Genomic DNA, 23,422 nt, shown 5'->3' on the forward strand with positions numbered 1-23,422 from the left:
CCGGCCGCTCGCGGCCGGGACTTTTTTTGCGCCAGCTTTTTTGGGGTCAGGTCCGCTACGAAAGGATCACGAGATTGACCGCCTTCGGCCCCTTCCCCTTCTTGTCCGGTTCGACTTCGAATGTGATACGCTGTCCTTCGGCAAGGTCCTTCAGTCCCGCCCGCTCAACAGCGGTGATGTGAACGAAGACATCGCGACCGCCGTCATCCGGCTTGATAAAGCCGTAGCCGCGCTCGCCATTGAAGAACTTGACCGTTCCCGTATTGGCCATCGGGAAACTCCCCCTCATTGCTCCTCCGTCGCAGCGCAGACGCGCGCGGCGACATGACCGGGCGTTACGAAGCCCGGGAGAGCTGGCCATCCTTGGGCAGACCCTTCGGTCCGACCGGATCTTTCTTAGGCCTTCACTCCGCCGCAACCATTCGCGGAAGCGGAACGTAAAGCCAGTCACAGAAACAGCATAATACGGTTCTTTGCAGATTGACTACCGGTCCTGCATATTTTTCCCAAGAATGCCGGAGTGTTACGGTCGCGGTATCTCCAATCGGAATCTGGCAGCTCCACCTTGTCCGAGCGGCATTTCCAGCTCGGGAAGGATCGTCTTGAGCTCGCCTTGCAGCGTGTAGGGCGGATTGACGATCAGGAGCCCGGCCGAGGTGAGGGCACCGTCGGCTTGCGGAGCCACGCTGAATTCGAGGCGGAGACATTTTCCCGGAGTCTTGGCCGCGGCTGCGGCGCGTGCCACGTGCTGCGCCAGCGCGTCGGTCGCGCGCCTGGACTTGGCGGGGTACCAGATTACATAGATACCGGTCGGCCATTTCGCGAAGGCGGTGGAGAAGGCTTCGCCCAGTCTTTCGAACTCGTCTTTTGCCTCGAAGGGCGGGTCGATCAGCACGACGCCGCGCCGCTCCTTCGGCGGTACGAAAGCCGGCAGCGCCATCCAGCCGTCGAGATCGACCACGCGGGCCTGTTCGTCGCGCCGCAGCACGTCGATCAGTGCCTTGCGCGCCTTCGGCTCGAGCTCGCAGGCGACGAGCCGGTCCTGCGGCCGCATCAGGCCGCGCGCGATCAAGGGCGAGCCCGGATAGGCCTTGAGCTCGCCCTTCGGATTGAAGGCGCGAACGATGTCCATGTAGGGCTTGGTCAGCGCGACTGTCTCGTTCGAAAGGCGCGCCTGCATCAGCCGCGCGATTCCGGTCAGCCACTCGCCGCTGCGGCGTGCCTCGTCGCTGTCGAGATCATAGAGGCCAGCACCCGCATGGGTGTCGATCACGCGGAAAGCGGCCGGCTTGTCCTGCAAATAGGTGAGGATGCGTGCCAGCACGATGTGCTTGATGACATCGGCGAAGTTGCCGGCGTGAAAGGCGTGGCGGTAGTTCATGGCGGAGAGTTACGACATCGCGCGACGAAAGTAACTGATGTCATTCCGGGGCGGTGCGCCAGCACCGAACTCCGCAGCATCGGTGGCGAAATGGATTCCGGGTTCGCGCTCCCGCGCGCCCAGGAATGACGAGCTCTGGTTTCGGTCTAACCACCTCTGATCGGCGGCATCGTCACCTGGTCGCGGCGGCAGGAGCGCCGTTCGAGTTCCTCGCAGGCGCGGAATTGCAGGTCTTTGCTGAGACAGATGCGAACCTCGGAGAGCCGGGTCCGGTTGCAGGTGACCGAGACGGCTGCGTTGCTCAGGCCCGGATTGGCCTTGATGAAGGCTTCTTCCACCTCGCCGGGCGCCACGGTCTTGGCCTCAGAGAGATCGAGGTATTCGGCCGGGATTTTGATCGCGGCGCGCGCCTTGCGGATGGTCTCGAAATAATTGCGGCCGTCGAGGCCCGAGCAGGTGCCGTGCTTGTCCCACTCGTTGAAGATCAGGCCGGGTGCCGGCATCAGATCGAGCATCGAGGAGACGATGTTGCGATTCAGCCGCGGCGACGGCCGCTGGCAGTATTCCGGAAAGCCGTTCTCATATTGCGGCCACAGCCCGTGCACCACGAAGGAATAGGGTCGTCCCTCGCACTGGATATTGGAACGTCCGCCGCCGCGGCCGCGTTCGGCCGCTTCCTCGCAGAACGACGGCGACCAGGACAGCGACAGCACATAGAAGTCGAATTCGCCGGGCGCGTTCTGCCGCTTGTCCTGCGCCTTCGCGCCGCCGGCCAGCCCGGCGGCAAGAATAAGCGGCAGGGTCAGCGAGATGACGAGACGGGAGAATGACTGCAATCTTAAATGAAACATGGCAACGCCCCTCAACTAGAATGTGCAGTGAGCCTAGCAGCCAATAAGAACATTTCAAGAACAAAATTCACGCGGCCGACGTGCGGCCGCTTGATACGCCCGAATCGGGGCTTTGCAGTTTAAGGCTTGGCGGCGCGACAGGCTGGATTGTAGGCCCAGTTGCGGTCGAGCCCGACCACGCACCATTCGACACCCTGGCCGTAACCGGCGAACCCGCCATCCTCGACGATCGAGAAGTGCACCCGGCGCACTTTGCCGTCAGTGAGCATGGCCTCGCCGGTGCAGTAGCGCCGCGGAATGTTGTCGGACGCCCAGGGCCGGAAGGCGGTCTCGTGAACGTTCGCGAAGCCTGTGATTCGTAACGGCGAATTCCAGAACGAGCTTTCCTTCTCCCAGAACTGGGTCGAGATCGTCGGCAGCGCCTTGTCGCAGTCGGCGAGATTGCCATCATAACGTGGTCCGCTCAGCCAGAAGTTCAGCTCAAGGGGATTGGCCGCCTTGGCCTCACCGAGTGAGAGTGCTCCGAGCATGAGGCCGAGAACGGCGGCAAAACGGAGCGATTTCGGGGAGGTCGACGCGCGCATGGGCAATCCAGACAGCATGATCTGCGAAGCTCGGACGGTGCCGCGAAGGGCGGGAGAGGTCAAGTGCAGCGCGGCAACACTCGGCCAGGAGTTGATCAAAACATCGCAGCCAGCAGGCCTTCCGTTCTTTTCACCGTCGCGCCGGCACCGTAGACTGCCGCCAACCAATCGGAGTGACGGGAATGCGAATCATTGCGGCCGCGGGCCTTCTTGCCGGCCTGGTTGTTGTCTTGGGTATGATGGCGGGCCAGTCGGCGCGTGCCGATATCCTTCCGGTGCCGCCCTTCAAGGGCAACGACACCGGCGGCATCATCGCCTATTCCATGGCAACCCAGACCGATGCGCGCCAGGTCGCGGTCGATCACTGCGCGCGCTACGGCAAGGTGGTCAAATTCCTCGCGGTGCAGGCCTATGAGGGCGGCTACATCTCGTTCGCCTGCCGCTGGGTGCCCTATGGCGCCGCCGATCGGCCGATCCGCACGCTCTACTGAGGCGCTTTCGGAACGCTAGACACGACATCTCAGCCGGGAGTCTCTCCTATGACGCGCAAGCTTGCTTTGCTCGGTTCGGCCGTTTGTCTATTGGTGTCGGCCGGAAGCGCCATCGCCGACGATCTGCCGGTGCGCAAGGCCGGTCTCTGGGAAATGAAGATGGTCAGATCAGGCTCGGCGATGCCTGAGATGACGATGCAGCATTGCACCGACGAGACCGTCGACAAGGAGATGGCCAACAACGTCTCCCCGATGGCCAAGCAGATCTGCTCCAAGCAGGACATCAAGAAGACGGCGACCGGCTATGTCAGCGACTCCGAGTGCAGCGTCGCCGGCATGTCCACGACCTCACATGCCGAGATTACCGGCGATTTCAATTCGGCTTATACGGTGAAGACCTCGTCGCACGCACAAGGCGGCATGGCCGGCACCGCCGGCCGCGACACGACCATGACGCTGGAGGCGAAATGGCTCGGCGCCTGCAAGCCCGACCAGAAGCCCGGCGACATCGTGATGCCCGGCGGCTTCAAGATGAACGTGCGCGACGTCGACAAGCTGAAGGCGCTGCTGCCGAAATAGGTGGGTAGTAGCCCGGAAACCGCTGCGCCCCCTCGCCCCGTTCTTCCGGGGAGAGGGTTGGGGTGAGGGGCTCTATCCGCAACGGTGGTGAGAGTTACGCTCGTGGAGAGTCCCCCTCACCCGAATTCGATCTGCGGTCGAATTCGACCTCTCCCCGCAAGCGGGGCGAGGTGAAGAACGGCTATACCGGAATCCGCACGCTCGCCCTTAATCCACCCATCGGGCTGTCGCCGAGCGTGATGTCGCCGCCATGGGAGCGGGCGATGTCGCGGGCGATCGCGAGCCCGAGGCCCGTGCCGCCTTCGTCCTGGTTGCGGGCATTGTCCAGCCGCAGGAACGGCTTGAACACCTCTTCGCGCAAATGCGCTGGAATGCCGGGGCCGTCATCGTCGACCGTCACGGTCAGATAGCGGTGATCGCGCTGGCCGGAGATGGCGATGGCCTTGCCGTAGCGCGCCGCATTGGTGACGAGGTTGGCGAGGCAGCGCTTGAACGAGGCCGGCTTGACCGTCACCACCGGCAGGCCGCTGAATGTCACGGTCGCGGTGTGGCCGTGGCGCTCGGCGTCGCTGCGCAATTCCTCGAGCGCCTGCGCCATGTCGGTCGGCTGCGACTGCTCGCCGGAATCGCCGCGCGCAAAGGCGAGGTAGTCCTCCAGCATCATCGACATCTCGTCGACATCCTTGCGCATGCCTTCGAGCTCGGGACTGTCGCCGATCAGCTCCAGCTCGAGCTTGAAGCGGGTGAGGATCGTGCGCAGGTCGTGGCTGACGCCCGCCAGCATCGCGGTGCGTTGCTCCATCGTGCGCTCGATGCGCGATTTCATCTCGAGGAAGGCGACCGCGGCCCGCCGGACCTCGCGCGCGCCTCTGGGGCGGAAGTTCGGCGCCTCGCGGCCCTTGCCGAAGCTTTCGGCGGCGTCCGCGAGACGCAGGATCGGCTTGATCTGGTTGCGCAGGAACAGCACCGCGACGATCAGCAGGATCGAGGACGTGCCGACCATCCAGAACAGGAAGATCTCCGAGTTCGAGGCGTAGGCCGCGCTGCGCTGCGCGAACACCCGCATCACGGCATCGTCGAGCTGGATGCGGATCTCGACGAGATTGGAGCGGCCGACCGTGTCGATCCAGAACGAGCGTCCGATCTGGCGGCCGAGCTGCACCGACAATGTCTGGTCGAGCAGCGAGAAAAACGGCTTGGGGCCGGGCGGCGGCATGTCGCCGGGGGGCAGGAAATCGACCACCAGCTGCAAGCGCTGCCCGATGCTCTTGAGCTGGGCGCGGTCCTTGTCCTGCGGATAGTTCTTGTAGACGTCGATCAGCGCGGCGATGTCCTGCACCACGGCGGCCGACAGTCGTCGTGTCACCGTGTTCCAGTGCCGCTCCATGAACACGAAGGCGACCACGGTCTGCAGGATCACCATCGGCACGATCATGATCAGCAATGCGCGGGCATAGAGGCCGGTCGGCATCCAGCCCTTGAACGCGTTGCCCATCCAGCCATTGGCGGCAGAGACGCGGCCGGCGGCGCTTTTGAGTAGCGTCAGGCCGGTATCGATCGTGCTCATCGCGTGCGCTTCACTTCTTTATGGCGAGGCAACCAGCCGGTAGCCGATGCCGCGCACCGCCTGCAGGAACAGCGGATTGGCAGGATCGGTCTCGATCTTGCGCCTGAGGCGGTTGATCTGCACGTCGACGGCGCGCTCGTTGACGCTGCCGTTGCCGGTCAGCGCGCTGCGCGGCACGGTCTCGCCCGGCGTCTCCGAGAGAATGCGCAGCATCTCGCGCTCGCGGTCGGTAAGGTGGATGACATCTTCGCCCTGGCGCAGCTCGCCACGCTCCAGATGATAGACGTAGGGACCGAACGCGATCTTCTCCACCGCCGCGGCCTGGACCGGCGGCGCGGCGCGCTTGAGGATGTTGTTGATGCGCAGCGCCAGCTCGCGCGGCTCGAACGGCTTTGCCACGTAATCGTCGGCGCCGATCTGCAGGCCCTCGATGCGGGCCTCCGCCTCATGCCGCGCCGTCAGCATCACGATCGGCACCGAGGATGAGGTGCGGATGAAGCGGGCGAGATCGAAGCCGGATTCGCCGGGCATCATGACGTCGAGGATCAGCAGGTCGAAATGCAGGCCCATGAGCTTCGACCGCGCATCGCCGGCGCTCGCGGCGGTGGTGACGCGATAGCCTTCGGCCGCCAGAAAGCGGGAGAGCAGGTCGCGGATGCGGCGGTCATCGTCGACCAGCAGCAGATGCGGGGCGTCGTCGGCCGGTTGCGCCGGCGGGCGGGCGAGCGTGGCAGCGAACGGCACGGTCACTCCTTCGAGTCTTGATTGGTGGCGAAGATCGTCTCCAGCACCTTGTCCGGATCCTCGCGATCGATCATCGCGCGCAGGAAGCGCTTGACGGTCTCGGCATCATCAGGCGCCATCTCGGCAAGCGCCCTGGTGATCCGCGTCGTCTGCAGCCCGGCGAGCTTCTGCACCAATGCTTCGCCCTTCGGCGTTGCATAGAGCAGGCGCTGGCGACGATCATTGTCGCCGGTCTTCTGGACGATATACCCCTCGTCCAGCAGCTGCTTGAGCACCCGGCCGAGCGATTGTTTGGTGATGCGCAGGACGTCGAGCAAATCGGCGACCTTCAAGCCTGGATAGCGGTATACGAAGTGCATGACCCGGTGATGAGCCCGGCCGAAGCCGAAAGCCTCCAGCTCCTGGTCGGGATCGCCGACGAAATCGCGATAGGCGAAGAACAACAGCTCGATGATATCCCAGCGCAAATTGCCTCCATCGCCTGCCGCCGGCCGTGGCGCGGCAGCGTCTTGAGGGGGAGTCGCGAAATTTATGTCAGGCATATTGACGTATCTTGGGTTCAATGTTACAAAACCATCAGCCCGCACGAAATTTTAGATCGTTTCGCGTCGGGTGTCAGTTGTCAGAGCGGCCGGAGAGAGCCGGACAGGCGGCGACGGCCGGATCAGATCTACCGTGCGATTGTCGAGCGGCATTTCGGCAAAACATACTGGACTTCCGCCTTCCGCAAAAGCATGTCCTCGACGGACATGCTGGCCACGGAAACCGGCCGTAACAAGGCTGGCGGTGGTTCGGCCAGCAACCACATCAAGCCAGCCGGGCCCGGAAGCGGGCAGGCGGGCGCCAGAACGGCGCCGCCATCGGCAGCGGGAGGCAAGGACATGAGCATGAAATTCGACATCCAGCCCGCATCTCATCCAACGTCCGAAAAGGACCGGGTCGCCAAGCTGGTCGACCCCGGCTTCGGACGCGTCTTCACCGATCACATGGCTGTGGTCCGCTACAACCAGGCCAAGGGCGGCTGGTACGAGGCCAAGGTCGAGGCGCGCGCCAATTTCCAGATCGATCCGGCCGGCGCAGTCCTGCACTACGCCCAGGAAATCTTCGAAGGCCTCAAGGCCTACAAGCGTGACGACGGCGGCGTGAACCTGTTCCGCCCCGATGCGAACGCGCGGCGCTTCAAGGACTCGGCCGATCGCATGGCGATGGCGCAGTTGCCTGAAGACGTCTTCATCGAGGCGGTCGAGCAGGTCGTGCGCATCGATCGCGCCTGGATGCCGGGCGGCGAGGGCAGCCTTTATCTGCGGCCCTTCATGATCGCGAGCGAGACCTTCCTCGGCGTCAAGCCGTCGTCCGAATACATCTTCGCGGTGATCGCCTCGCCGGTCGGCTCCTACTTCAAGGGCGGTCCGGCGCCGGTCTCGATCTGGGTGTCGGAGAACTACACGCGCGCGGCCGTCGGCGGCACCGGCGCCGTCAAATGCGGCGGCAATTACGCGGCGAGCCTGCGCGCGCAGGCCGAAGCGATCCAGCATGGCTGCGATCAGGTCGTGTTCCTCGACGCACTCGAGCGCCGCTACATCGAGGAGCTCGGCGGCATGAACGTGTTCTTCGTGTTCGACGACGGCTCGCTCTCGACGCCGCCGCTTGGCACCATCCTGCCCGGCATCACCCGCGACTCCATCATCACGCTGGCCCGCGATGCCGGAAAGACCGTGCGTGAAGAGCCGTACTCGCTCGACCAGTGGCGCAAGGATGCGGCCTCCGGCCGGCTGAAGGAAGCCTTCGCCTGCGGCACTGCCGCCGTGATCTCGCCGATCGGCAAGGTGCGTTCGGTCAGCGGCGATTTCGAGATCAGCGGCGGCGCCGCCGGCCCCGTCGCCATGGGCCTGCGCAAGCAGCTCGTCGACATCCAGTACGGCCGCACCAACGATCCGCACAACTGGATCAAGAAGGTGTTTTGAGCTCGTCTTCCTCTCCCCGCTCGCGGGGAGAGGGCAAGAACGGTTGCCGCATCGCGCGTCGGCTGGTAAACGCCCGCATGGCCGAAAAACCCAAAAAACCCCAGAAACTGAAGGCGCGCCTGCCGCGCGGGCTCGAGGATCGCGATCCCGCCGCGATCCGGGCGACGCGCGAGATGGTCGAGAAGATCCGCGCCGTCTACGAGCTCTACGGGTTCGAGCCGGTGGAGACGCCGGCAATGGAATACACCGACGCGCTCGGCAAGTTCCTGCCTGACCAGGACCGTCCGAACGAGGGCGTGTTCTCGTTCCAGGACGACGACGAGCAGTGGATCAGCTTGCGCTACGACCTGACCGCGCCGCTGGCGCGCTATGTCGGCGAGCGCTACGGCACCGATGGTCTGGTCTTGCCTTACCGCAGCTACCGCGTCGGTTATGTCTTCCGTAACGAGAAGCCCGGCCCGGGCCGCTTCCGCCAGTTCATGCAGTTCGATGCCGATACCGTCGGCTCGGCGACGCCGGCGGCGGATGCCGAGATCTGCATGATGGCGGCGGACACGATGGAAGCGTTGGGCGTTGCGCGCGGCCAGTATGTCGTGAAGGTCAACAACCGCAAGGTGCTCGACGGCGTTCTCGAGGCCATCGGGCTCGCGGGTGAGGAGAACGCAAGCCGCCGACTGACTGTGCTGCGCGCAATCGACAAGCTCGACAAGTTTTCCGCCGACGAAGTCCGCAAGCTGCTCGGGCCAGGACGATGGGACGGCGGCGAAGAAGGCAAGGGAGACTTTACCAAGGGCGCCAACCTCAGCGCCGCGGAAGCTGACGTCGTTCTCGCCATCACCAAGCCGCGCGAGGATTGGAAAGAAGCCATTGCCGCTGCAGAGACTTATCTCGCCAAGAGCGAAGTCGGTCAGGCCGGCGTGAGCGAGCTGGAAGAGATTGCCAAGCTGGTCGCAGCGTCGGGTTATGGTGCTGACCGCATCAAGATCGACCCCTCCGTCGTGCGCGGCCTCGAATATTACACCGGTCCCGTCTACGAGGTCGAACTGTTGCTCGACACCAAGGACGAGAAGGGCCGCCCGATCCGCTTCGGCTCGGTCGGCGGCGGCGGACGTTACGACGGCCTCGTCTCGCGCTTCCGCGGCGAGCCGGTGCCGGCGACTGGTTTTTCGATTGGTGTGTCTCGCTTGCAAGCGGCGCTGACGCTGCTCGGCAAGCTGGACACGCGGCCGGAGGTCGGTCCCGTCGTCGTCACCGTGTTCGACCGCGACCGCGTCGCCGACTATCAGAAGATGGTGGCCAGCTTGCGCACCGCCGGCATCCGCGCCGAGCTCTATCTCGGCAATCCCAAGAATATGGGCAACCAGCTCAAATATGCCGACCGTCGCAACTCGCCTTGCGTGATCATCCAGGGGTCGGATGAAAAGGCGCGCGGCGAGGTGCAGGTCAAGGATCTGATCGAGGGTGCGAAGGCCGCGGCCGCGATCGCCTCCAACCAGGAATGGCGCGAGACACGGCCTGCGCAGTTCTCGTGCAGCGAAGCCGACCTCGTCACGAAGGTGCGCGAGGTCCTGGCGCGCCATGACGTGAGCTGGGGCTAGCCATTCGTTTCGATCGTCGTGCCCGGGCTTGTCCCGGGCACCCACGTCTTGTTTGATAGCGATGTCCGTGGATGGCCGGGACAAGCCCGGCCATGACGGAGAGGCGAGAGGGAGAAACAATATGCCTGAGATCACCGTCAGCATGGCCGAAGGCCGCACCGACGAGCAGAAGGCCGGCATGATGCGCGACATCACGCAGGCACTGGTGAAGAATCTCGGCGTCGACGCCGATGCCGTCGTCATCCAGATCAACGAGGCCCCGCTTCGCCACAAGATGAAGGGCGGCAAGACCTTCGTGGAGCGCGCGGCGGCTGCGAAGAAGTAAGCCGCGCTGGTTCGGCATCCACCGCCGTCGTCCCGGCGAAGGCCGTGACCATAGCCACAGGGAGTGGTTGCGGGTGCGAGCTGGTAACTCCGAATCTTCGCCAAACTTGATCCTGTGGTGATGGGTCCCGGATCTGCGCTTCGCTTGTCCGGGACGACACTGAGCAAGCCCCATGGACGCACGCGATTTCATCAAGGTCGGTATGAGCGCCGAGCGCATGCTTGTGGTGCCCACCGAGCGCACGGTCGGGCATTTCGTGCCCGGCATGCCGATGGTCTATGCGACGCCGATGATGATCCTGGAAATGGAGATGACGTCGGGAGACGCGATCCGCGCCGCGCTTCAACCGGGCTGGGTCACCGTCGGCACCGAAGTCGACATCCGTCATCTCGCCGCAGCCCTTGTTGGCGCGACGGTGCGGACCACGGCGAAAGTGGTCGCCGTCGAGCGCCGTGTCATCCGCTTCGAGGTCGAGGCATTCGAAGGCACGCGCAAACTCGGCGAGGGCCGCCATGCGCGCGGGCTTGTGAACGTCGAGATGTTCAACAAGCGCCTGGGCGCATAGCCGCTACTTCGCCAATTCCTTCGACCGCTTCGTCGCCGCCGCGATCGCGCGGACCATCAGGTCGCGCAGGCCCGGCTCGCCCATCAACACGCCGAGCGCCGCGGCGGTGGTGCCGCCGGGCGAGGTGACGTTCTGGCGTAGCGTGGCGGAAGGCTGATCCGACTGGTGCAGCAGTTCGCCGGAGCCGGCGACCGTTTCACGCGCGAGCTTCGTCGCCAGCGCTTCAGGCAAGCCGGCTTCGACGCCGGCGCGGGCGAGTTCTTCGGCGAGCAGGAACACATAGGCCGGCCCCGAACCGGAGACGGCGGTCACCGCGTCCATCAGGCCTTCGTCCTCGACCCACTCCACCGAACCGGTGGCGCGCAGCAAGGCATCGGCCACCGCGCGCTGTTGCGCACTGACATTCTTCGCCGCGACCGCGACCGTGATGCCGCGGCCGATCGCAGCCGGTGTGTTTGGCATGGCGCGCACCACGGCGCCGCCACAGACCTCCTCGAGCGAGAGAATCGTGGTTCCCGCCATGATCGACACCACGGAGGTCTTGTCCGAAACAAACGACTTCAGCTTCGCGCCAGCCTCGCGGAACATCTGCGGCTTCACCGCGACGACCATCGTCTCGACAGGGCCTGCCGCGTTCGCATCGGGATTGAGCGCGACGCCCTTGGCGGAGAGCGCGGCGATCTCAGGTGAAATGAAGGGGTCGACCACGGCGAGCCGGCGTGGATCGAGCCCGCCGGCCAGCCACCCCGTCAGCATCGCGCCGCCCATCTTGCCGGCCCCGGCGAGAAGGATGGTGCCGGAGATGTTTTGGAGAGTGTTGTTTGCCATCGCTGTCGCCACAAAATCCGCCGTCGTCCTGGCGAAAGCCAGGACCCATTACCCCGGCTGGTTCTAGTGGATGCGCAGCAGAGCAACAAGCATCGCGAGAGACGGAGAGACCTCGCGGTATGGGTCCTGGCCTTCGCCAGGACGACGTTGGGGTGGAAGTTGCGACTTCCTAACCTATCAAGAGGCGCTTACGCCTCGCCCACAGTATCGAACATCGCGGCGTCCATCGCCTGCGCCGTCGTCTTTCCCGCCCACACCACGAACTGGAATGCCGGGAAGTAGCGTTCGCAGGCGTGGATGGCGCCGGCGAGCATGGCTTCGCATTGCGCGGTCGAGGCGGTGAGCCCACCCGGCAGAACCAGCGCCTGACGGTGCATGATCAGGCCGGTGCTGATCCACAGATCGAAATGGCCGATCCACAACTGCTCGTTGACCGCGGCGACGAGCTTCTGCACCTCGCCCCGGCGCGCGACCGGAATCTTCATGTCGAATGCGCAGGCAAGATGCAGCGCCTCGATCTCACCCATCCAGGTGAACGAGATCTGGTAGTCGGTCCATTGTCCCTTCGAGACAATGGTGAGCTCGTCTTCGCCGGAGCGTTCGAACGGCCAGTTGTTGCTGGCAGCGATGTCCTCGACCACCGCGAGCGGGTGGCTTCGGGAATCGATATTGCCTTCGAGCAGGGACATGCCGTCTCGACCTCTTGCCTTCTTGTTGTCTTTAGATACGCACGCGGTTGGTCCGGCGCGCGCTTCCTTAACGTCGTTAAGGGCAATCTCTTCGGAGTCGCTTGCAGCGATCCTCGGACCAGCGCGGGCTTGTCGCGGATCAACTGATGTGATTTGCGGAATCTGCGCAACTGGGTCGCGAGTCCGTCCACAAGACAGGACTCCTTCGTCCACAGCTGATCTCGGACACAATTATTAATTTGAGAACAAATCGGAGTCGGATGGAACGGCCGGCGGCCCAATCGTTAATTCCGTCTCCCGAGCGCCGCACCCCCGTGGCGGCATGGGACCATGCGGTTTTTGGCGATGGAACAGGCTTGCTGCGGCCGCCGGCCGGCGTCATATTTCCGCCCAGGCCGTTCATTCCGGACGGCCGATGTTCTCAGGGCGGGGTGAAAGTCCCCACCGGCGGTAAGGGCCGAAAGGCCTAAGCCCGCGAGCGCCTTCCTCAAGGTCTTTGCCGAGGGGAAGGGTCAGCAGATTCGGTGCAACTCCGAGGCCGACGGTTAAAGTCCGGATGAAAGAGAACGGTCGGTGGCGGACGCATCGCAAGGTGCGGCTGCCTGTCGTTCCGTGTGCCCTGATTCTGGTCCTTTGAAGGAAAGCCATGAATCAGATGTTGCAAGATCCCCAAGTCCAAACTTCCCAAGCTGAAACTTCCGAAGTCGCCCAACCGCCGGTTCCCCCGGCGACTGAGCATCCGCGTTTCGCCAAGCCGCAGCGGGTGGCCTTCGTGCAGGCCTGCTGGCATCGCGACGTGGTCGAGGAAGCCCGCATCGCCTTCCTGAAGGAGGCCGAGGCGCGTCATCTCACCCATGTCGACGTGTTCGAGGTGCCGGGCTCGTTCGAGATCCCGCTGCATGCGCAGGTCCTCGCCAAGACGCGGCGCTACACGGCGATTGTCGCCGCCGGCCTGGTCGTCGATGGCGGCATCTATCGCCACGAGTTCGTCGCCGACACCGTGATCAAGGCGCTGATGGAGGTGCAGCTGCGCACCGAGGTGCCGGTGTTCTCCGCCGTGCTGACGCCGCAGCAATTCCACGAGACCGAGGTGCACTACGATTTCTTCCGCAGGCACTTTGCGATCAAGGGCGTCGAGGTCGCGTCCGCCTGTGCCGAGACGCTTCACGGTCTCGAGCGCCTGCGCGGCCAGGTCGCGGCGGGAATTGTGTGAGGAAGCAAAGACTCCAACTCCTCATCCTGAGGAGCGCGTAGCGCGTCTCGAAGGATGAAGGCCGCAGCTCGGCCTGCATGGTTCGAGACGGCGCTTGTGCGCCTCCTCACCATGAGGGTCTGGGCACTGTGCCAAGTCACATGCCGCTGATTGTCAATCCCGCCGCCGTCCCTATAAAGTCGGCGGCGGGAGGAGGCCGTTCCGTGGAGACGGGCGGCCGACAAGATCATGTTCGAAGGACACGATCCCTATCTCGTCGCGCTGTCTGTGGCGATCGCGAGTCTGGGTGGCTATACCGGCTTTGCGCTTGCTGCTCGCATTCGCAACACGCCCGGCGTCAGTAACCGCGTTCTGCTCGCGGGTGCGGCTGCGTTTCTGGCCGTCGGCATCTGGACAATGCATTTCGTCGGCATGCTGGCGGCACCGCTGCCGCCCGACACCGTCTATCTCGTTCTTCCCACCATCATCTCGTTTCTGATCTGCGCGCTGGTGGTCGGCATCTCGCTTTTCTTTGTCTCGATCGGCGAGCCCACGTTGAGGCGTGTGGCGTCGTCGGCCGTGCTGCTCGGTGTCGGCATCGCCAGCATGCATTATGTCGGGATCCACGGGCTCGCCGGGTCTTTCGGCATCGTGCACGATCCGACCATGGTGCTGCTCTCGGTCGTGGTTGCGATCGTCACGGCCTATGGCGGCTTGCGCGCCTTCCTGGCGCAGCCGGAAGGCGCCCGGCTGATCGTCAGCTCGATCGTGTTCGGCATTGCCGTCTCCGGCATGCATTACACCGCGATGCTCGGCATGCATTTCGAGCCGCTGACGGGCGCTGCGCATCACCACGGCGGCGGGGGCCTTGCCGCGTCGCAGCAAATCCTGTCCATCATCGTTGCAGTGCTCTGCTTCGTGATTGCGGCTGGCTTTCTGCTATCGCTGGTTCCGGACCAGCGGCGGCAGGCGCCCGTCGCTGCAGAGGCGGTTTCATCGCCAATCGCGACGGCAAACGCTGAGCCGCCTGTCGCCGCGAGCGCATCGCCGCGTCCAATGGCGCCACTCGGCGGTCTCGGCCAACCACCGCGCGCGCCGGTTCCGCGGCTGCCGGTTGAGAGCGCAGACGGCACGCACTTCATCGACACCGCCGATGTCCGCAGCGTCCGCGCCGACGCGCACTACACCCGCGTCCACGACGGCACCCGCGAGCGGATGTGCCCCTGGTCGATCTCCGAAGCCGAGGCACAGCTCGATCCCTCGCTGTTCCTCCGGGTGCACCGCAGTCATATCGTCGCCATCCCCCATGTTGCCCTGGTCCGGAAAGAGGGCGACGGTGCCGTGCTGGAGCTCGATGGCCCGTCGCCGCACCGCGTGCCGGTGAGCCGGGCGAAGATCGCTGAGGTGAAGGCGAGGCTCGGGCTCGCGCACCGGCGGCAAGCGTAGAATTCTAACCACACGGGATGTGCTCGCCGTCACCCTCCCCTGGAGGGGGAGGGTCGATCGCGCGCGCAGCGCGAGCGGGGTGGGGTGATCTCTCCACTCAGGCACTGTTGGATGTAGAGATACCGTCACCCCACCCCGTCTCACATTTCGCTGCGCTCAAAGTGAGCCGACCCTCCCCCTCCAGGGGAGGGTGGGGATCCCGGGCCATACGTCGCGACCCCTGACGCAATTCGTGCGTCTGCACCCGCAATTCGTGCAAAAAGCCCCCCTTTGTGCCCAAATGATTGCTCGCCGCTCCGCCGGGAGTGAGCCTCCCCTCCAACGTCCGCGCCGTCGCGCGCAAAAGGACGAGCAGGAGGAGATGATGATCCCAGGCTCATTCAGCTATCACAGGCCGGCGAGTGTCGCCGACGCCGTCAAACTCTTGTCAGACCTTGGCGAGGATGCGCGGCCGCTGGCCGGCGGGCACAGTCTGGTGCCGATGATGAAGCTTCGGCTCGCCACCCCCGCCCATCTGATCGACCTGCACGGCATCGCTGCCCTCAGGGGCATCAGTCGCTCAGGCAACAACCTCGTCATCGGCGCAATGACCACCCAGCATGAGCTGCTGGCGTCCGAGGACGTCGCCAAGGCGATGCCGATCCTGCATGAGGCGGCGCTCTTGATCGCCGACCCGCAGGTGCGCTACCGCGGCACCATCGGCGGCAACGTCGCCAACGGCGATCCCGGCAACGACATGCCGGCGCTGATGATGTCGCTGGGGGCGACCTATCGACTTGAAGGCTCGGGTGGCGCCCGCGATGTCGCTGCCGCCGACTTCTATCAGGGCGCCTATTTCACCGCGCTCGAGCCCGGCGAGATCCTGACCTCCGTGTCGGTCCCCGTGCCAGCCGCCGGTCACGGCTCCGCCTACGAAAAGCTCAAGCGGAAGGTCGGCGACTACGCCACCGCTGCGGCGGCCGTCGTGCTGACGATGGCGGGCGGCAAGGTCGCGACCTGTTCGATCGGCCTCACCAATGTGCACGAGACGCCGCTGCTCGCCACCGACGCCGCCAAGGCAGTGATCGGCACGAGCCTCGACGCCGCCACGCTGAAGAAGGCGGCAGCAGCCGCCGAGGCCATCATGGCGCCGGCCGCGGATGCCCGCGGCCCGGTCGAATACCGCAAACATGTCGGCGGCATCATGGTGACGCGCGCGCTGCAGCGCGCAGCCGCCAAAGCGAAGTAAGGGAGGGGATCGATGGCCAAAACACATGTGACCATGAAGGTGAACGGCGCCGAGGTCGAAGGCCTCGTCGAGCCGCGCACGCTGCTGGTGCACTTCATCCGCGAGAATCTGCAGATGACCGGCACCCATATCGGCTGCGAGACGACCCATTGCGGCGCCTGCACCGTCGATATCGACGGCATGTCCGTGAAGTCGTGCACCATGTTCGCCGTGCAGGCTGATGGTAGTGACATCACGACTATCGAAGGCATGGCCAATGCCGACGGCACGCTGTCGGCGCTGCAGGAAGGCTTCCGCATGATGCACGGTCTGCAATGCGGCTTCTGCACGCCCGGCATGATCGTCCGCGCGCATCGCCTGCTGAAGGAAAATGCCTCGCCGAGCGAGGCGGAGATCCGCATGGGCATCTCGGGCAACATCTGCCGCTGCACCGGCTACCAGAACATAGTCAAGGCAATCCAGTACGCGAGCGCCAAGATCAACGGCGTGGAATTCCAGGAGGCCGCAGAATGAACGACCTCACTCCCACGCGGGAACAACGCACCGCCGCACTCGAAGGCATGGGCTGCAAGCGCAAGCGCGTCGAGGACATCCGCTTCACGCAAGGAAGGGGCAGCTATGTCGATGACATCAAGCTGCCGGGCATGCTGCACGGCGACTTTGTCCGCTCGCCGCATCCCCATGCGCGCGTCAAGAAGATCGACGACAGCGAAGCGCTGAAGGTGCCGGGCGTGCTCGCGGTGATCACCGCGGAGACGCTGAAGACCGTCAACCTCGCCTGGATGCCGACCCTCGCGGGCGACGTGCAAATGGTGTTGGCGGACGGCAAGGTGCTGTTCCAGAACCAGGAAGTGGCCTTCGTGGTCGCGACCGACCGCTATGCGGCCGATGACGGCATCAACAAGGTCGTGGTCGAATACGAGCCGTTGCCGCCGCTGGTCGATCCGTTCAAGTCGATGGACAAGGATGCGCCGGTATTGCGCGAGGACCTCGTCGGCAAGATGTCCGGCGCGCACGGCCCGCGCAAGCACGACAACCACATCTTCGAGTGGACCGTCGGCGACAAGGAGCTGACCGACGCGGCCTTCAACAAGGCCGAAGTCAAGATCAAGGAGATGATCTCCTATCACCGCACCCATCCGTCGCCGCTGGAGACCTGCCAGTGCGTCTGCTCTTTCGACAAGATCAAGGGTGAGCTGACGATCTACGGCACGTTCCAGGCCCCGCATGTGATCCGCACCGTGGTGTCGCTGATCGCAAAGCTGCCGGAGCACAAGATTCACGTGATTGCGCCCGACATCGGCGGCGGCTTCGGCAACAAGGTCGGCGCCTATCCCGGCTATATCTGTGCGGCGGTGGCTTCCATCGTCACCGGCAAGCCGGTGAAATGGGTCGAGGACCGCATCGAGAACCTCACCGCGACCTCATTCGCGCGCGACTACCACATGACCACCGAGGTCGCGGCAACGAAGGACGGCAAGGTCACAGGCCTGCGCGTCCATGTGCTCGCCGACCATGGCGCGTTCGATGCCTGCGCCGATCCGTCGAAATGGCCGGCAGGCTTCTTCAACATCGTCACCGGCTCCTATGACTTCCCGACCGCACATCTGGCGGTCGACGGCGTCTACACCAATAAGGCGCCCGGGGGCGTCGCCTACCGTTGCTCGTTCCGGGTCACGGAGGCCGCCTACTGCATCGAGCGCGCCATGGATATCCTGGCGCAGAAGCTCAACATGGACCCGGCTGAGCTGAGGTTGAAGAACTTCATCAAGCCGGAGCAGTTTCCGTATCACTCGGCGCTGGGCTGGGAATACGATTCCGGCGACTACCACACCGCCATGCGCAAGATGATGGAGACCACCGGCTACGCCGCGCTCCGCAAGGAGCAGGCGGACAAACGTGCTGCCTTCAAGCGCGGTGAGACCCGCGAGATCATGGGTCTCGGCGTCTCCTTCTTCACCGAGATCGTTGGCGCCGGGCCGTCGAAGAACTGCGACATCCTCGGCATCGCGATGTTCGACTCCTGCGAGATCCGCATGCATCCGACCGGTGCGGGCATCGCGCGGGTCGGTTCCAAAAGTCAGGGCCAGGGCCACGAGACGACCTGGGCCCAGATCATCGCCACCGAAATTGGCATTCCGGCCGATAACATCATGGTGGAAGAGGGCAACACCGACACCGCGCCTTACGGGCTCGGCACCTACGGGTCGCGCTCGACGCCCGTTGCGGGCGCCGCGATCGCCATGGCCGCACGAAAGATCAAGGCCAAGGCGCAGATGATCGCGGCGTACAAGCTCGAGGTCCACGAGGACGATCTCGAATTCGATATCGACGGCTTCCGGGTGAAGGGCCTGCCGGAGAAATTCATGTCGATGAAGGATATCTGCTGGGCGGCGTACAATTCCGTGCCGCCGGGCATGGAGCCGGGGCTGGAGGCGGTGAGCTATTACGATCCGCCCAACATGACCTATCCCTTTGGTGCCTATCTCTGCGTGATGGACATCGACGTCGATACTGGCGTGTACAACGTCCGGCGCTTCTATGCGCTCGACGATTGCGGCACCCGCATCAACCCGATGATCATCGAGGGGCAGGTGCATGGCGGTCTCACCGAAGCCTTCGCGATCGCGATGGGTCAGGAAATCCGCTACGACGAGGTCGGCAACGTCGTCACCGGCTCGTTCATGGACTTCTTCATGCCGACCGCGGTGGAAACGCCGCATTGGGAGACCGACTTCACCGTCACCCCGTCGCCGCATCACCCCATCGGCGCCAAGGGGGTCGGCGAGAGCCCGAATGTCGGCGGCGTGCCGGCCTTCTCCAACGCCGTCAACGATGCGTTCTCGTTCCTGGGCTCCACGCATATCCAGATGCCGCATGATTTCTGGCGCAACTGGAAGGCGGCGAAGCAGCTCGGCGCGGTCGCGTAGTCGTCATTGCGAGGAGCGAAGCGACGAAGCAATCCAGACTTGTGCCCCCTGAGATATTTCTGGATTGCTTCGCTTCGCTCGCAATGACGGAGGGATACGGAGATGAAAAACCGTGACGAGATCGCACAGGCCTTGGCCGCATCGGGCTACATTGCCGATCCGGACCTCGCGACTGCGATCTCGCTGATGCAGATGCTGCGGCGCCCGCTGCTCCTTGAAGGGGAAGCGGGCGTCGGCAAGACCGAGGTGGCGAAGGCGCTGGCTAAAGTGCATGCGACCGAACTGATCCGGTTGCAATGCTATGAGGGGCTCGACCAGTCCTCCGCGCTCTATGAGTGGAATTACCAGCGCCAGTTGCTGGCGATCCAGGCGCATCGCGGCAGCGACAGCATCGAGGATCAGGTGTTCTCGGAGAAGTATCTGCTGGAGCGTCCCCTTCTTGCCGCGATCCGCCGGCCGAAGGCGCCGGTGCTGCTGATCGACGAAATCGACCGCGCCGATGATGAGTTCGAGGCGTTTTTGCTGGAGCTGCTCTCCGACTTCCAGGTCTCGATCCCCGAGCTCGGCACCATTCCAGCCGTCACCATCCCGCATGTCGTGCTGACCTCGAACGGTACGCGCGAGCTCTCCGACGCGTTGCGCCGTCGCTGCCTCTACCACTATGTCGACTATCCCGACGTCGATCGCGAGACCCGCATCATCCTGACGCGTGTCGCTGGCGCCAGCCCGTCGCTGTCGCTTCAGATCGCGCGCATGGTCGAGAACGTGCGCAAGGAGGAGCTGCGAAAGGTGCCGGGTGTGGCGGAGACGCTGGACTGGGCGGCTGCCCTCGTCGGTCTCGACGTGCGCGATCTCCACGACGCGCCCGAGACCGTGCATGAGACGCTGGTCTGCCTGTTGAAGACGCATGAGGACCGCGCCCGCGTCACCCCCGCGGTGACGCAGCGCCTACTGGGGAAAGTCGCATGAGCTGCTGCGGCTCCAGTCCCGAATACGACGATCTCAGCGAGGTCTCCCGCCTCGTCTCCGCACGGCTCGCGGCCTTCCTGCGGACACTGCGCGATGCCGGCTTTGGTGTCGGGCTGGCGGAGGGACAGGATGCGGCAACGCTGATGTCGGCGGGCTACGCGGAGCGACCTAGCCTGCTGCGCCCGGCGTTCAAGCATCTGTTCTCGGCGCGCAAATCCGATTGGGACAAGTTCGATGGATTGTTCGACGCGTTCTGGCTCGGCAAGCGTGTGCGCTCCCGTTCCCGAACCATTGGTTCAACGCCGGGCGCCGGCAATCCGTCGCTGAAGAGCCTGCAGGACAAATCGGCGGAGCAGGGCGGCGGCCAACCGGTGGCCGACCAGCTTCCGTCCTCCGATGACGCGCCGGAAGGCCGCTCCGGCGAGGGGCGCATGGAGGGCGCTTCGCGCGCGGACAATCTCGCCGAGGTCGATTTCCGAAAGCTCAGCGATCCCGACCAGGTCGCACAGGCCCATGAAGCCGCCGCGCAGCTCGCCAGGGCGATGCGCACGCGGCTGACCCGACGCGACCTGGCGCGCCGGCGTGGCTACCGGCTCGATCTTCGCCGCACCATCCACCGCAATATCAGCCATGGCGGCGTGCCGATCTCGCTCGTGAAGCGGCAGCGCAAGGACAAGCCGCTGCGGCTGATCGTGCTGCTCGATGCCTCGGGCTCGATGAGCATGTACACCGCGGTATTCCTTCGCTTCATCCACGGCGTGCTCGACCAGTTTCGCGAGGCCGAGGCGTTCCTTTTCCACACGCGCCTCGCCCACGTGTCCGACGCAATGAAGGAGAAGGATGCTGGCCGCGCGCTCGACCGGCTCTCGATCATGGCGCAGGGCGCGGGCGGCGGCACCAAGATCGGCGAGTCCTTGCAGACCTTCAATCGCTGGCATGCGTCGCGCGTCATCCATTCTCGCAGCTGCGTGATGATCGTTTCCGATGGATACGAGACCGGCGATGCCGTTTTGCTCGGCCGCGAGATGGCCGCGCTGCATCGCCGCTGCCGTCACGTCGTCTGGCTCAACCCCATGATGGGATGGGAGGGCTACACGCCGGAGGCGCGCGGTATCAAGGCCGCGCTGCCGCATGTCGATCTCTATGCTTCAGCGAATTCGCTGCAGAGCCTGCGCGCGCTCGAACCCTATCTGGCAAAACTCTGAGGACATGTCGATGACCGCTCATGTCGAAGTGCTTGAACTCGTTGCGCAGCTGAAGGCCGCCGAGCGCGCCTTCGTCCTCGCGACGGTGGTGCGAACGGTGTCGGTGACCGCGGCCAAGGCCGGCGCCAAGGCGATCATCGCGGCCGACGGCACCATCGTCGCGGGCTGGATCGGCGGCGGCTGCGCCAAAGGCGCGGTGCTGAAGGCGGCCCGCGAAGCGCTGGCCGACGGTGAGCCGCGCATGGTCTCGGTGCAGCCGGAAAACCTGCTGGCCGAACTCGGCGTCAGCCCGGGCGAGAGCCGCGATGGCATCCGCTTCGCCAGCAATATGTGCCCGAGCAAGGGCACGATGGATATTTTCGTCGAGCCGGTGTTGCCGCATCCCTCGCTTGTCATTCTTGGCGCAAGCCCCGTGGCGCTGTCGCTCGCGGCGCAAGCGCGCGTGCTCGGCTATCAGGTGACGCTCGCGGCGCCTGCTGCCGAGCTCGCGGCCCAACCGGACGCTGATACGATCATCGACGGTTACCAGCTCGGCGAGCTCAACGATGCCAAGCGCTTCGTCGTGGTTTCAACGCAGGGCAAGGGCGACGACGCCGCCTTGCGCGCGGCGATTGGGACCAAGGCCTGTTATCACGCCTTCGTCGGCAGCCGCCGCAAGATGGCGATGCTGCGCGCAAAGCTTCTTGCAGAAGGCGCGGATGCCGCGGCGATCGACGACTTCAAGGCGCCGGCCGGGCTCGATCTCGGCGCCATCACGCCGGAGGAGATCGCGATGTCGATCCTCGCCGAGATCACCAGGGAACGTCGGCGCGGCCAGCGCGCCGCCAATCAGTCAACCGGCAAAGAGTGAGATACCGATCATGCAGATGAACGACAGCCAGCGTATCCCTGCGTCACGCGAACAGGTGTGGGCGGCGCTGAACGATCCCGCCGTGCTGAGGCAGTGCATCTCCGGCTGTCAGTCGCTCGACGTGACCGCGCCGAACGAGATGACCGCGACGGTGGTGTTCAAGGTCGGCCCGGTGAAGGCGACGTTCAGCGGCAAGGTGACGCTGTCCGATCTCGATCCGCCCAACTCTTATCGCATATCTGGCGAGGGCTCCGGCGGCGTCGCCGGCTTCGCCAAGGGCGGCGCGATGGTGCGGCTGGAGTCGGAAAGCTCCGATGTCACGGTGCTGCACTATGACGTCGATGCCCAGATCGGCGGCAAGCTCGCCCAGCTCGGCGCGCGGCTGATCAACTCCACCGCGACGAAGCTTGCGGGAGAGTTCTTCAAGTCTTTCGCCGATGTGGTGAGCGCGAAGGCGGAGGCGAGCTGAACCTCACGCTTCGTTCCGCTCCGGCTTGAGCAGACGATAATGCAGGCGCGCGTAGTTGCCGAGCCATCGGACCGCGGCATTGAGTCCAAGCGCCAGCAAGGCCGCGAATCCCGCGCCCGTGGTCACCAGCGCGATGCCTGCGAGCCCGCGCAAGATCAGATTGACGACGTGTCCGTCGCCAAAATGCTTGTAGACGCTGATCAGCAATCCGATTCCGACGATCCCCAGCACGCACATCACGAAAGCGATCACGAGCAGGATCAGCAGCACGGCCAGCAGCAGAGGCAGCAGCAGGACGATGTCGACCACAGCGAGGCCGCTGAGCGCGAACAGCGCGGCGGTGGAGTTGCGGAAGGAGTGATGGTTCTCCCATCGCCGCAATCCCGTCTCGGCACGCAGCTCGCGCGCCAGCCGCCGGGGATCGCCGAGCGCGGACGCGACCTCTTGCTCGGTCCGCCCCGACGCGCGAGCCTCTTCGAAATGCGCGGCATAATCGGACAGGATGTCGTCGATCTCGGCCGAAGGCAGCGCCGTAAGCCCGTCCGCGAGGATGTGCAGGAAATCGTCGCGGGTCATCTGGCGTCTCCGAGGAGGCGATCGACTGCGTCGGTAAAGCTCCGCCATTCGCGCTTCTGCGCGGTGAAGGCGGCGCGGCCGGCGGTCGTCAGCCGGTAGTATTTGCGCGGCGGGCCGCTGCTAGATTCCTCGAGGCGGGTGTCGACCAGCCCGTCATCCTGCATGCGCCGCATCAGCGGATAGATCGTTCCTTCACCCATGCCGACGCCGGCCGACAGCGTACTCGCGATTTCATAGGCATAGCTCTCACTGCGCGCGAGCAGAGCGAGCACGCAGAGCTCGAGCGCGCCCTTCTTGAGCTGAACCTGATTCGACGAGTCGGCCATTTCCTCCTTGACTACACCGCTTTCGGAGGAGCTTATATAGCAAGGTACTATGTATTGCAAGGTAC

At 64.6% G+C, this 23,422-nt stretch carries 26 protein-coding genes and 1 riboswitch; of the genes, 15 read left to right on the forward strand and 11 right to left on the reverse strand.

Annotated features, from left to right (window positions below; genetic code table 11):
• Positions 1-55: 55 nt before the first annotated feature.
• From JQ621_RS18570 to JQ621_RS18585, 4 genes are all read right to left on the reverse strand, one after another.
• On the reverse strand, positions 56-271 hold the full coding sequence (locus JQ621_RS18570) for a cold-shock protein (protein WP_027534220.1): 216 nt from the start codon (positions 269-271) through the stop codon (positions 56-58).
• Between the two features lie 252 nt (positions 272-523).
• Entirely contained in the window at positions 524-1,381 is an 858-nt protein-coding gene (locus tag JQ621_RS18575; RefSeq protein WP_212236110.1) for a 23S rRNA (adenine(2030)-N(6))-methyltransferase RlmJ, read from the reverse strand.
• Between the two features lie 146 nt (positions 1,382-1,527).
• Positions 1,528-2,232 carry a ribonuclease T2 family protein gene (locus JQ621_RS18580; RefSeq protein WP_212236111.1) on the reverse strand — a complete coding sequence of 235 codons (705 nt, stop codon included), beginning with the start codon at positions 2,230-2,232 and terminating at the stop codon, positions 1,528-1,530.
• 119 nt (positions 2,233-2,351) lie between these two features.
• Positions 2,352-2,816, reverse strand: a complete 465-nt coding sequence (locus JQ621_RS18585) for a hypothetical protein (RefSeq protein ID WP_212236112.1) — start codon at positions 2,814-2,816, stop codon at positions 2,352-2,354.
• 182 nt (positions 2,817-2,998) lie between these two features.
• On the opposite strand from JQ621_RS18585, the gene JQ621_RS18590 reads away from it, so the two are divergent.
• A complete protein-coding gene (locus JQ621_RS18590) occupies positions 2,999-3,307 on the forward strand; it encodes a hypothetical protein (protein ID WP_212236113.1) in 309 nt (102 codons plus the stop codon).
• A 48-nt stretch (positions 3,308-3,355) separates the two neighbouring features.
• Entirely contained in the window at positions 3,356-3,886 is a 531-nt protein-coding gene (locus tag JQ621_RS18595) for a DUF3617 domain-containing protein (protein WP_212236114.1), read from the forward strand.
• A 181-nt stretch (positions 3,887-4,067) separates the two neighbouring features.
• On the opposite strand, the gene JQ621_RS18600 is transcribed toward JQ621_RS18595, so the two are convergent.
• From JQ621_RS18600 to JQ621_RS18610, 3 genes are read right to left on the reverse strand one after another with little or no spacing between them, the layout of a single operon-like run.
• A complete protein-coding gene (locus JQ621_RS18600; protein ID WP_212236115.1) occupies positions 4,068-5,453 on the reverse strand; it encodes an ATP-binding protein in 1,386 nt (461 codons plus the stop codon).
• Between the two features lie 18 nt (positions 5,454-5,471).
• The gene (locus JQ621_RS18605; RefSeq protein WP_212236116.1) at positions 5,472-6,203 is read right to left on the reverse strand and encodes a response regulator; all 732 of its coding nucleotides are present in this window, start codon (positions 6,201-6,203) and stop codon (positions 5,472-5,474) included.
• Positions 6,200-6,739 carry a MarR family winged helix-turn-helix transcriptional regulator gene (locus JQ621_RS18610; protein WP_212236117.1) on the reverse strand — a complete coding sequence of 180 codons (540 nt, stop codon included), beginning with the start codon at positions 6,737-6,739 and terminating at the stop codon, positions 6,200-6,202. The genes JQ621_RS18605 and JQ621_RS18610 overlap by 4 nt, the downstream gene beginning before the upstream one ends.
• Positions 6,740-7,078: 339 nt before the next feature.
• On the opposite strand from JQ621_RS18610, the gene JQ621_RS18615 reads away from it, so the two are divergent.
• The 4 genes from JQ621_RS18615 to JQ621_RS18630 all read left to right on the forward strand — a co-directional run bounded on the left by JQ621_RS18615 (position 7,079) and on the right by JQ621_RS18630 (position 10,649).
• Positions 7,079-8,161 carry a branched-chain amino acid aminotransferase gene (locus JQ621_RS18615; RefSeq protein WP_212236118.1) on the forward strand — a complete coding sequence of 361 codons (1,083 nt, stop codon included), beginning with the start codon at positions 7,079-7,081 and terminating at the stop codon, positions 8,159-8,161.
• Positions 8,162-8,238: 77 nt separating this feature from the next.
• On the forward strand, positions 8,239-9,759 hold the full coding sequence (gene hisS, locus JQ621_RS18620) for a histidine--tRNA ligase (protein WP_212236119.1): 1,521 nt from the start codon (positions 8,239-8,241) through the stop codon (positions 9,757-9,759).
• Between the two features lie 121 nt (positions 9,760-9,880).
• The gene (locus JQ621_RS18625; protein ID WP_008144861.1) at positions 9,881-10,084 is read left to right on the forward strand and encodes a tautomerase family protein; all 204 of its coding nucleotides are present in this window, start codon (positions 9,881-9,883) and stop codon (positions 10,082-10,084) included.
• A gap of 172 nt (positions 10,085-10,256) precedes the next feature.
• A complete protein-coding gene (locus JQ621_RS18630) occupies positions 10,257-10,649 on the forward strand; it encodes a thioesterase family protein (RefSeq protein ID WP_212236120.1) in 393 nt (130 codons plus the stop codon).
• Between the two features lie 3 nt (positions 10,650-10,652).
• Here the strand turns inward: JQ621_RS18630 and proC are convergent, their stop codons facing one another.
• Together proC and JQ621_RS18640 are read right to left on the reverse strand one after the other, a co-directional pair.
• Positions 10,653-11,477, reverse strand: a complete 825-nt coding sequence (gene proC / locus JQ621_RS18635) for a pyrroline-5-carboxylate reductase (protein ID WP_212236121.1) — start codon at positions 11,475-11,477, stop codon at positions 10,653-10,655.
• Positions 11,478-11,665: 188 nt separating this feature from the next.
• A complete protein-coding gene (locus JQ621_RS18640) occupies positions 11,666-12,166 on the reverse strand; it encodes a type III secretion system chaperone family protein (RefSeq protein ID WP_212236122.1) in 501 nt (166 codons plus the stop codon).
• A gap of 413 nt (positions 12,167-12,579) precedes the next feature.
• Positions 12,580-12,738: riboswitch (FMN riboswitch) on the forward strand.
• A 74-nt stretch (positions 12,739-12,812) separates the two neighbouring features.
• Here JQ621_RS18640 and JQ621_RS18645 point away from each other — a divergent pair.
• The 9 genes from JQ621_RS18645 to JQ621_RS18685 all read left to right on the forward strand — a co-directional run bounded on the left by JQ621_RS18645 (position 12,813) and on the right by JQ621_RS18685 (position 22,455).
• Positions 12,813-13,379, forward strand: coding sequence for a 6,7-dimethyl-8-ribityllumazine synthase (locus JQ621_RS18645; RefSeq protein ID WP_212236123.1), 567 nt, complete (start codon positions 12,813-12,815; stop codon positions 13,377-13,379).
• 228 nt (positions 13,380-13,607) lie between these two features.
• Positions 13,608-14,804 (forward strand): MHYT domain-containing protein, encoded by a 1,197-nt coding sequence (locus JQ621_RS18650; protein WP_212236124.1) that lies wholly within the window; start codon positions 13,608-13,610, stop codon positions 14,802-14,804.
• A 364-nt stretch (positions 14,805-15,168) separates the two neighbouring features.
• Positions 15,169-16,032: an FAD binding domain-containing protein gene (locus JQ621_RS18655; RefSeq protein WP_212236125.1), complete on the forward strand. Its 864-nt coding sequence runs from the start codon at positions 15,169-15,171 to the stop codon at positions 16,030-16,032.
• Between the two features lie 12 nt (positions 16,033-16,044).
• Positions 16,045-16,545: a (2Fe-2S)-binding protein gene (locus JQ621_RS18660; protein WP_212236126.1), complete on the forward strand. Its 501-nt coding sequence runs from the start codon at positions 16,045-16,047 to the stop codon at positions 16,543-16,545.
• Entirely contained in the window at positions 16,542-18,962 is a 2,421-nt protein-coding gene (locus JQ621_RS18665; RefSeq protein WP_212236127.1) for an aerobic carbon-monoxide dehydrogenase large subunit, read from the forward strand. Before JQ621_RS18660 ends, JQ621_RS18665 begins: the two co-directional genes overlap by 4 nt.
• Before the next feature lie 102 nt (positions 18,963-19,064).
• Positions 19,065-19,931 (forward strand): AAA family ATPase, encoded by an 867-nt coding sequence (locus JQ621_RS18670; RefSeq protein ID WP_212236128.1) that lies wholly within the window; start codon positions 19,065-19,067, stop codon positions 19,929-19,931.
• Positions 19,928-21,136, forward strand: a complete 1,209-nt coding sequence (locus tag JQ621_RS18675; RefSeq protein ID WP_212236129.1) for a vWA domain-containing protein — start codon at positions 19,928-19,930, stop codon at positions 21,134-21,136. The genes JQ621_RS18670 and JQ621_RS18675 overlap by 4 nt, the downstream gene beginning before the upstream one ends.
• A 10-nt stretch (positions 21,137-21,146) precedes the next feature.
• Positions 21,147-21,986, forward strand: coding sequence for an XdhC family protein (locus tag JQ621_RS18680; RefSeq protein WP_212236130.1), 840 nt, complete (start codon positions 21,147-21,149; stop codon positions 21,984-21,986).
• A 10-nt stretch (positions 21,987-21,996) separates the two neighbouring features.
• The gene (locus tag JQ621_RS18685; RefSeq protein ID WP_212236131.1) at positions 21,997-22,455 is read left to right on the forward strand and encodes an SRPBCC family protein; all 459 of its coding nucleotides are present in this window, start codon (positions 21,997-21,999) and stop codon (positions 22,453-22,455) included.
• Positions 22,456-22,458: 3 nt separating this feature from the next.
• Here JQ621_RS18685 and JQ621_RS18690 read toward each other — a convergent pair whose 3' ends face one another.
• Together JQ621_RS18690 and JQ621_RS18695 are read right to left on the reverse strand one after the other, a co-directional pair.
• Positions 22,459-23,031: a DUF1700 domain-containing protein gene (locus tag JQ621_RS18690; protein ID WP_212236132.1), complete on the reverse strand. Its 573-nt coding sequence runs from the start codon at positions 23,029-23,031 to the stop codon at positions 22,459-22,461.
• On the reverse strand, positions 23,028-23,357 hold the full coding sequence (locus JQ621_RS18695; RefSeq protein WP_212236133.1) for a PadR family transcriptional regulator: 330 nt from the start codon (positions 23,355-23,357) through the stop codon (positions 23,028-23,030). Before JQ621_RS18695 ends, JQ621_RS18690 begins: the two co-directional genes overlap by 4 nt.
• Positions 23,358-23,422: the final 65 nt, after the last annotated feature.

The organism is Bradyrhizobium manausense, from assembly GCF_018129685.1.
Classification (GTDB): Bacteria; Pseudomonadota; Alphaproteobacteria; order Rhizobiales; family Xanthobacteraceae; genus Bradyrhizobium; species Bradyrhizobium manausense_D.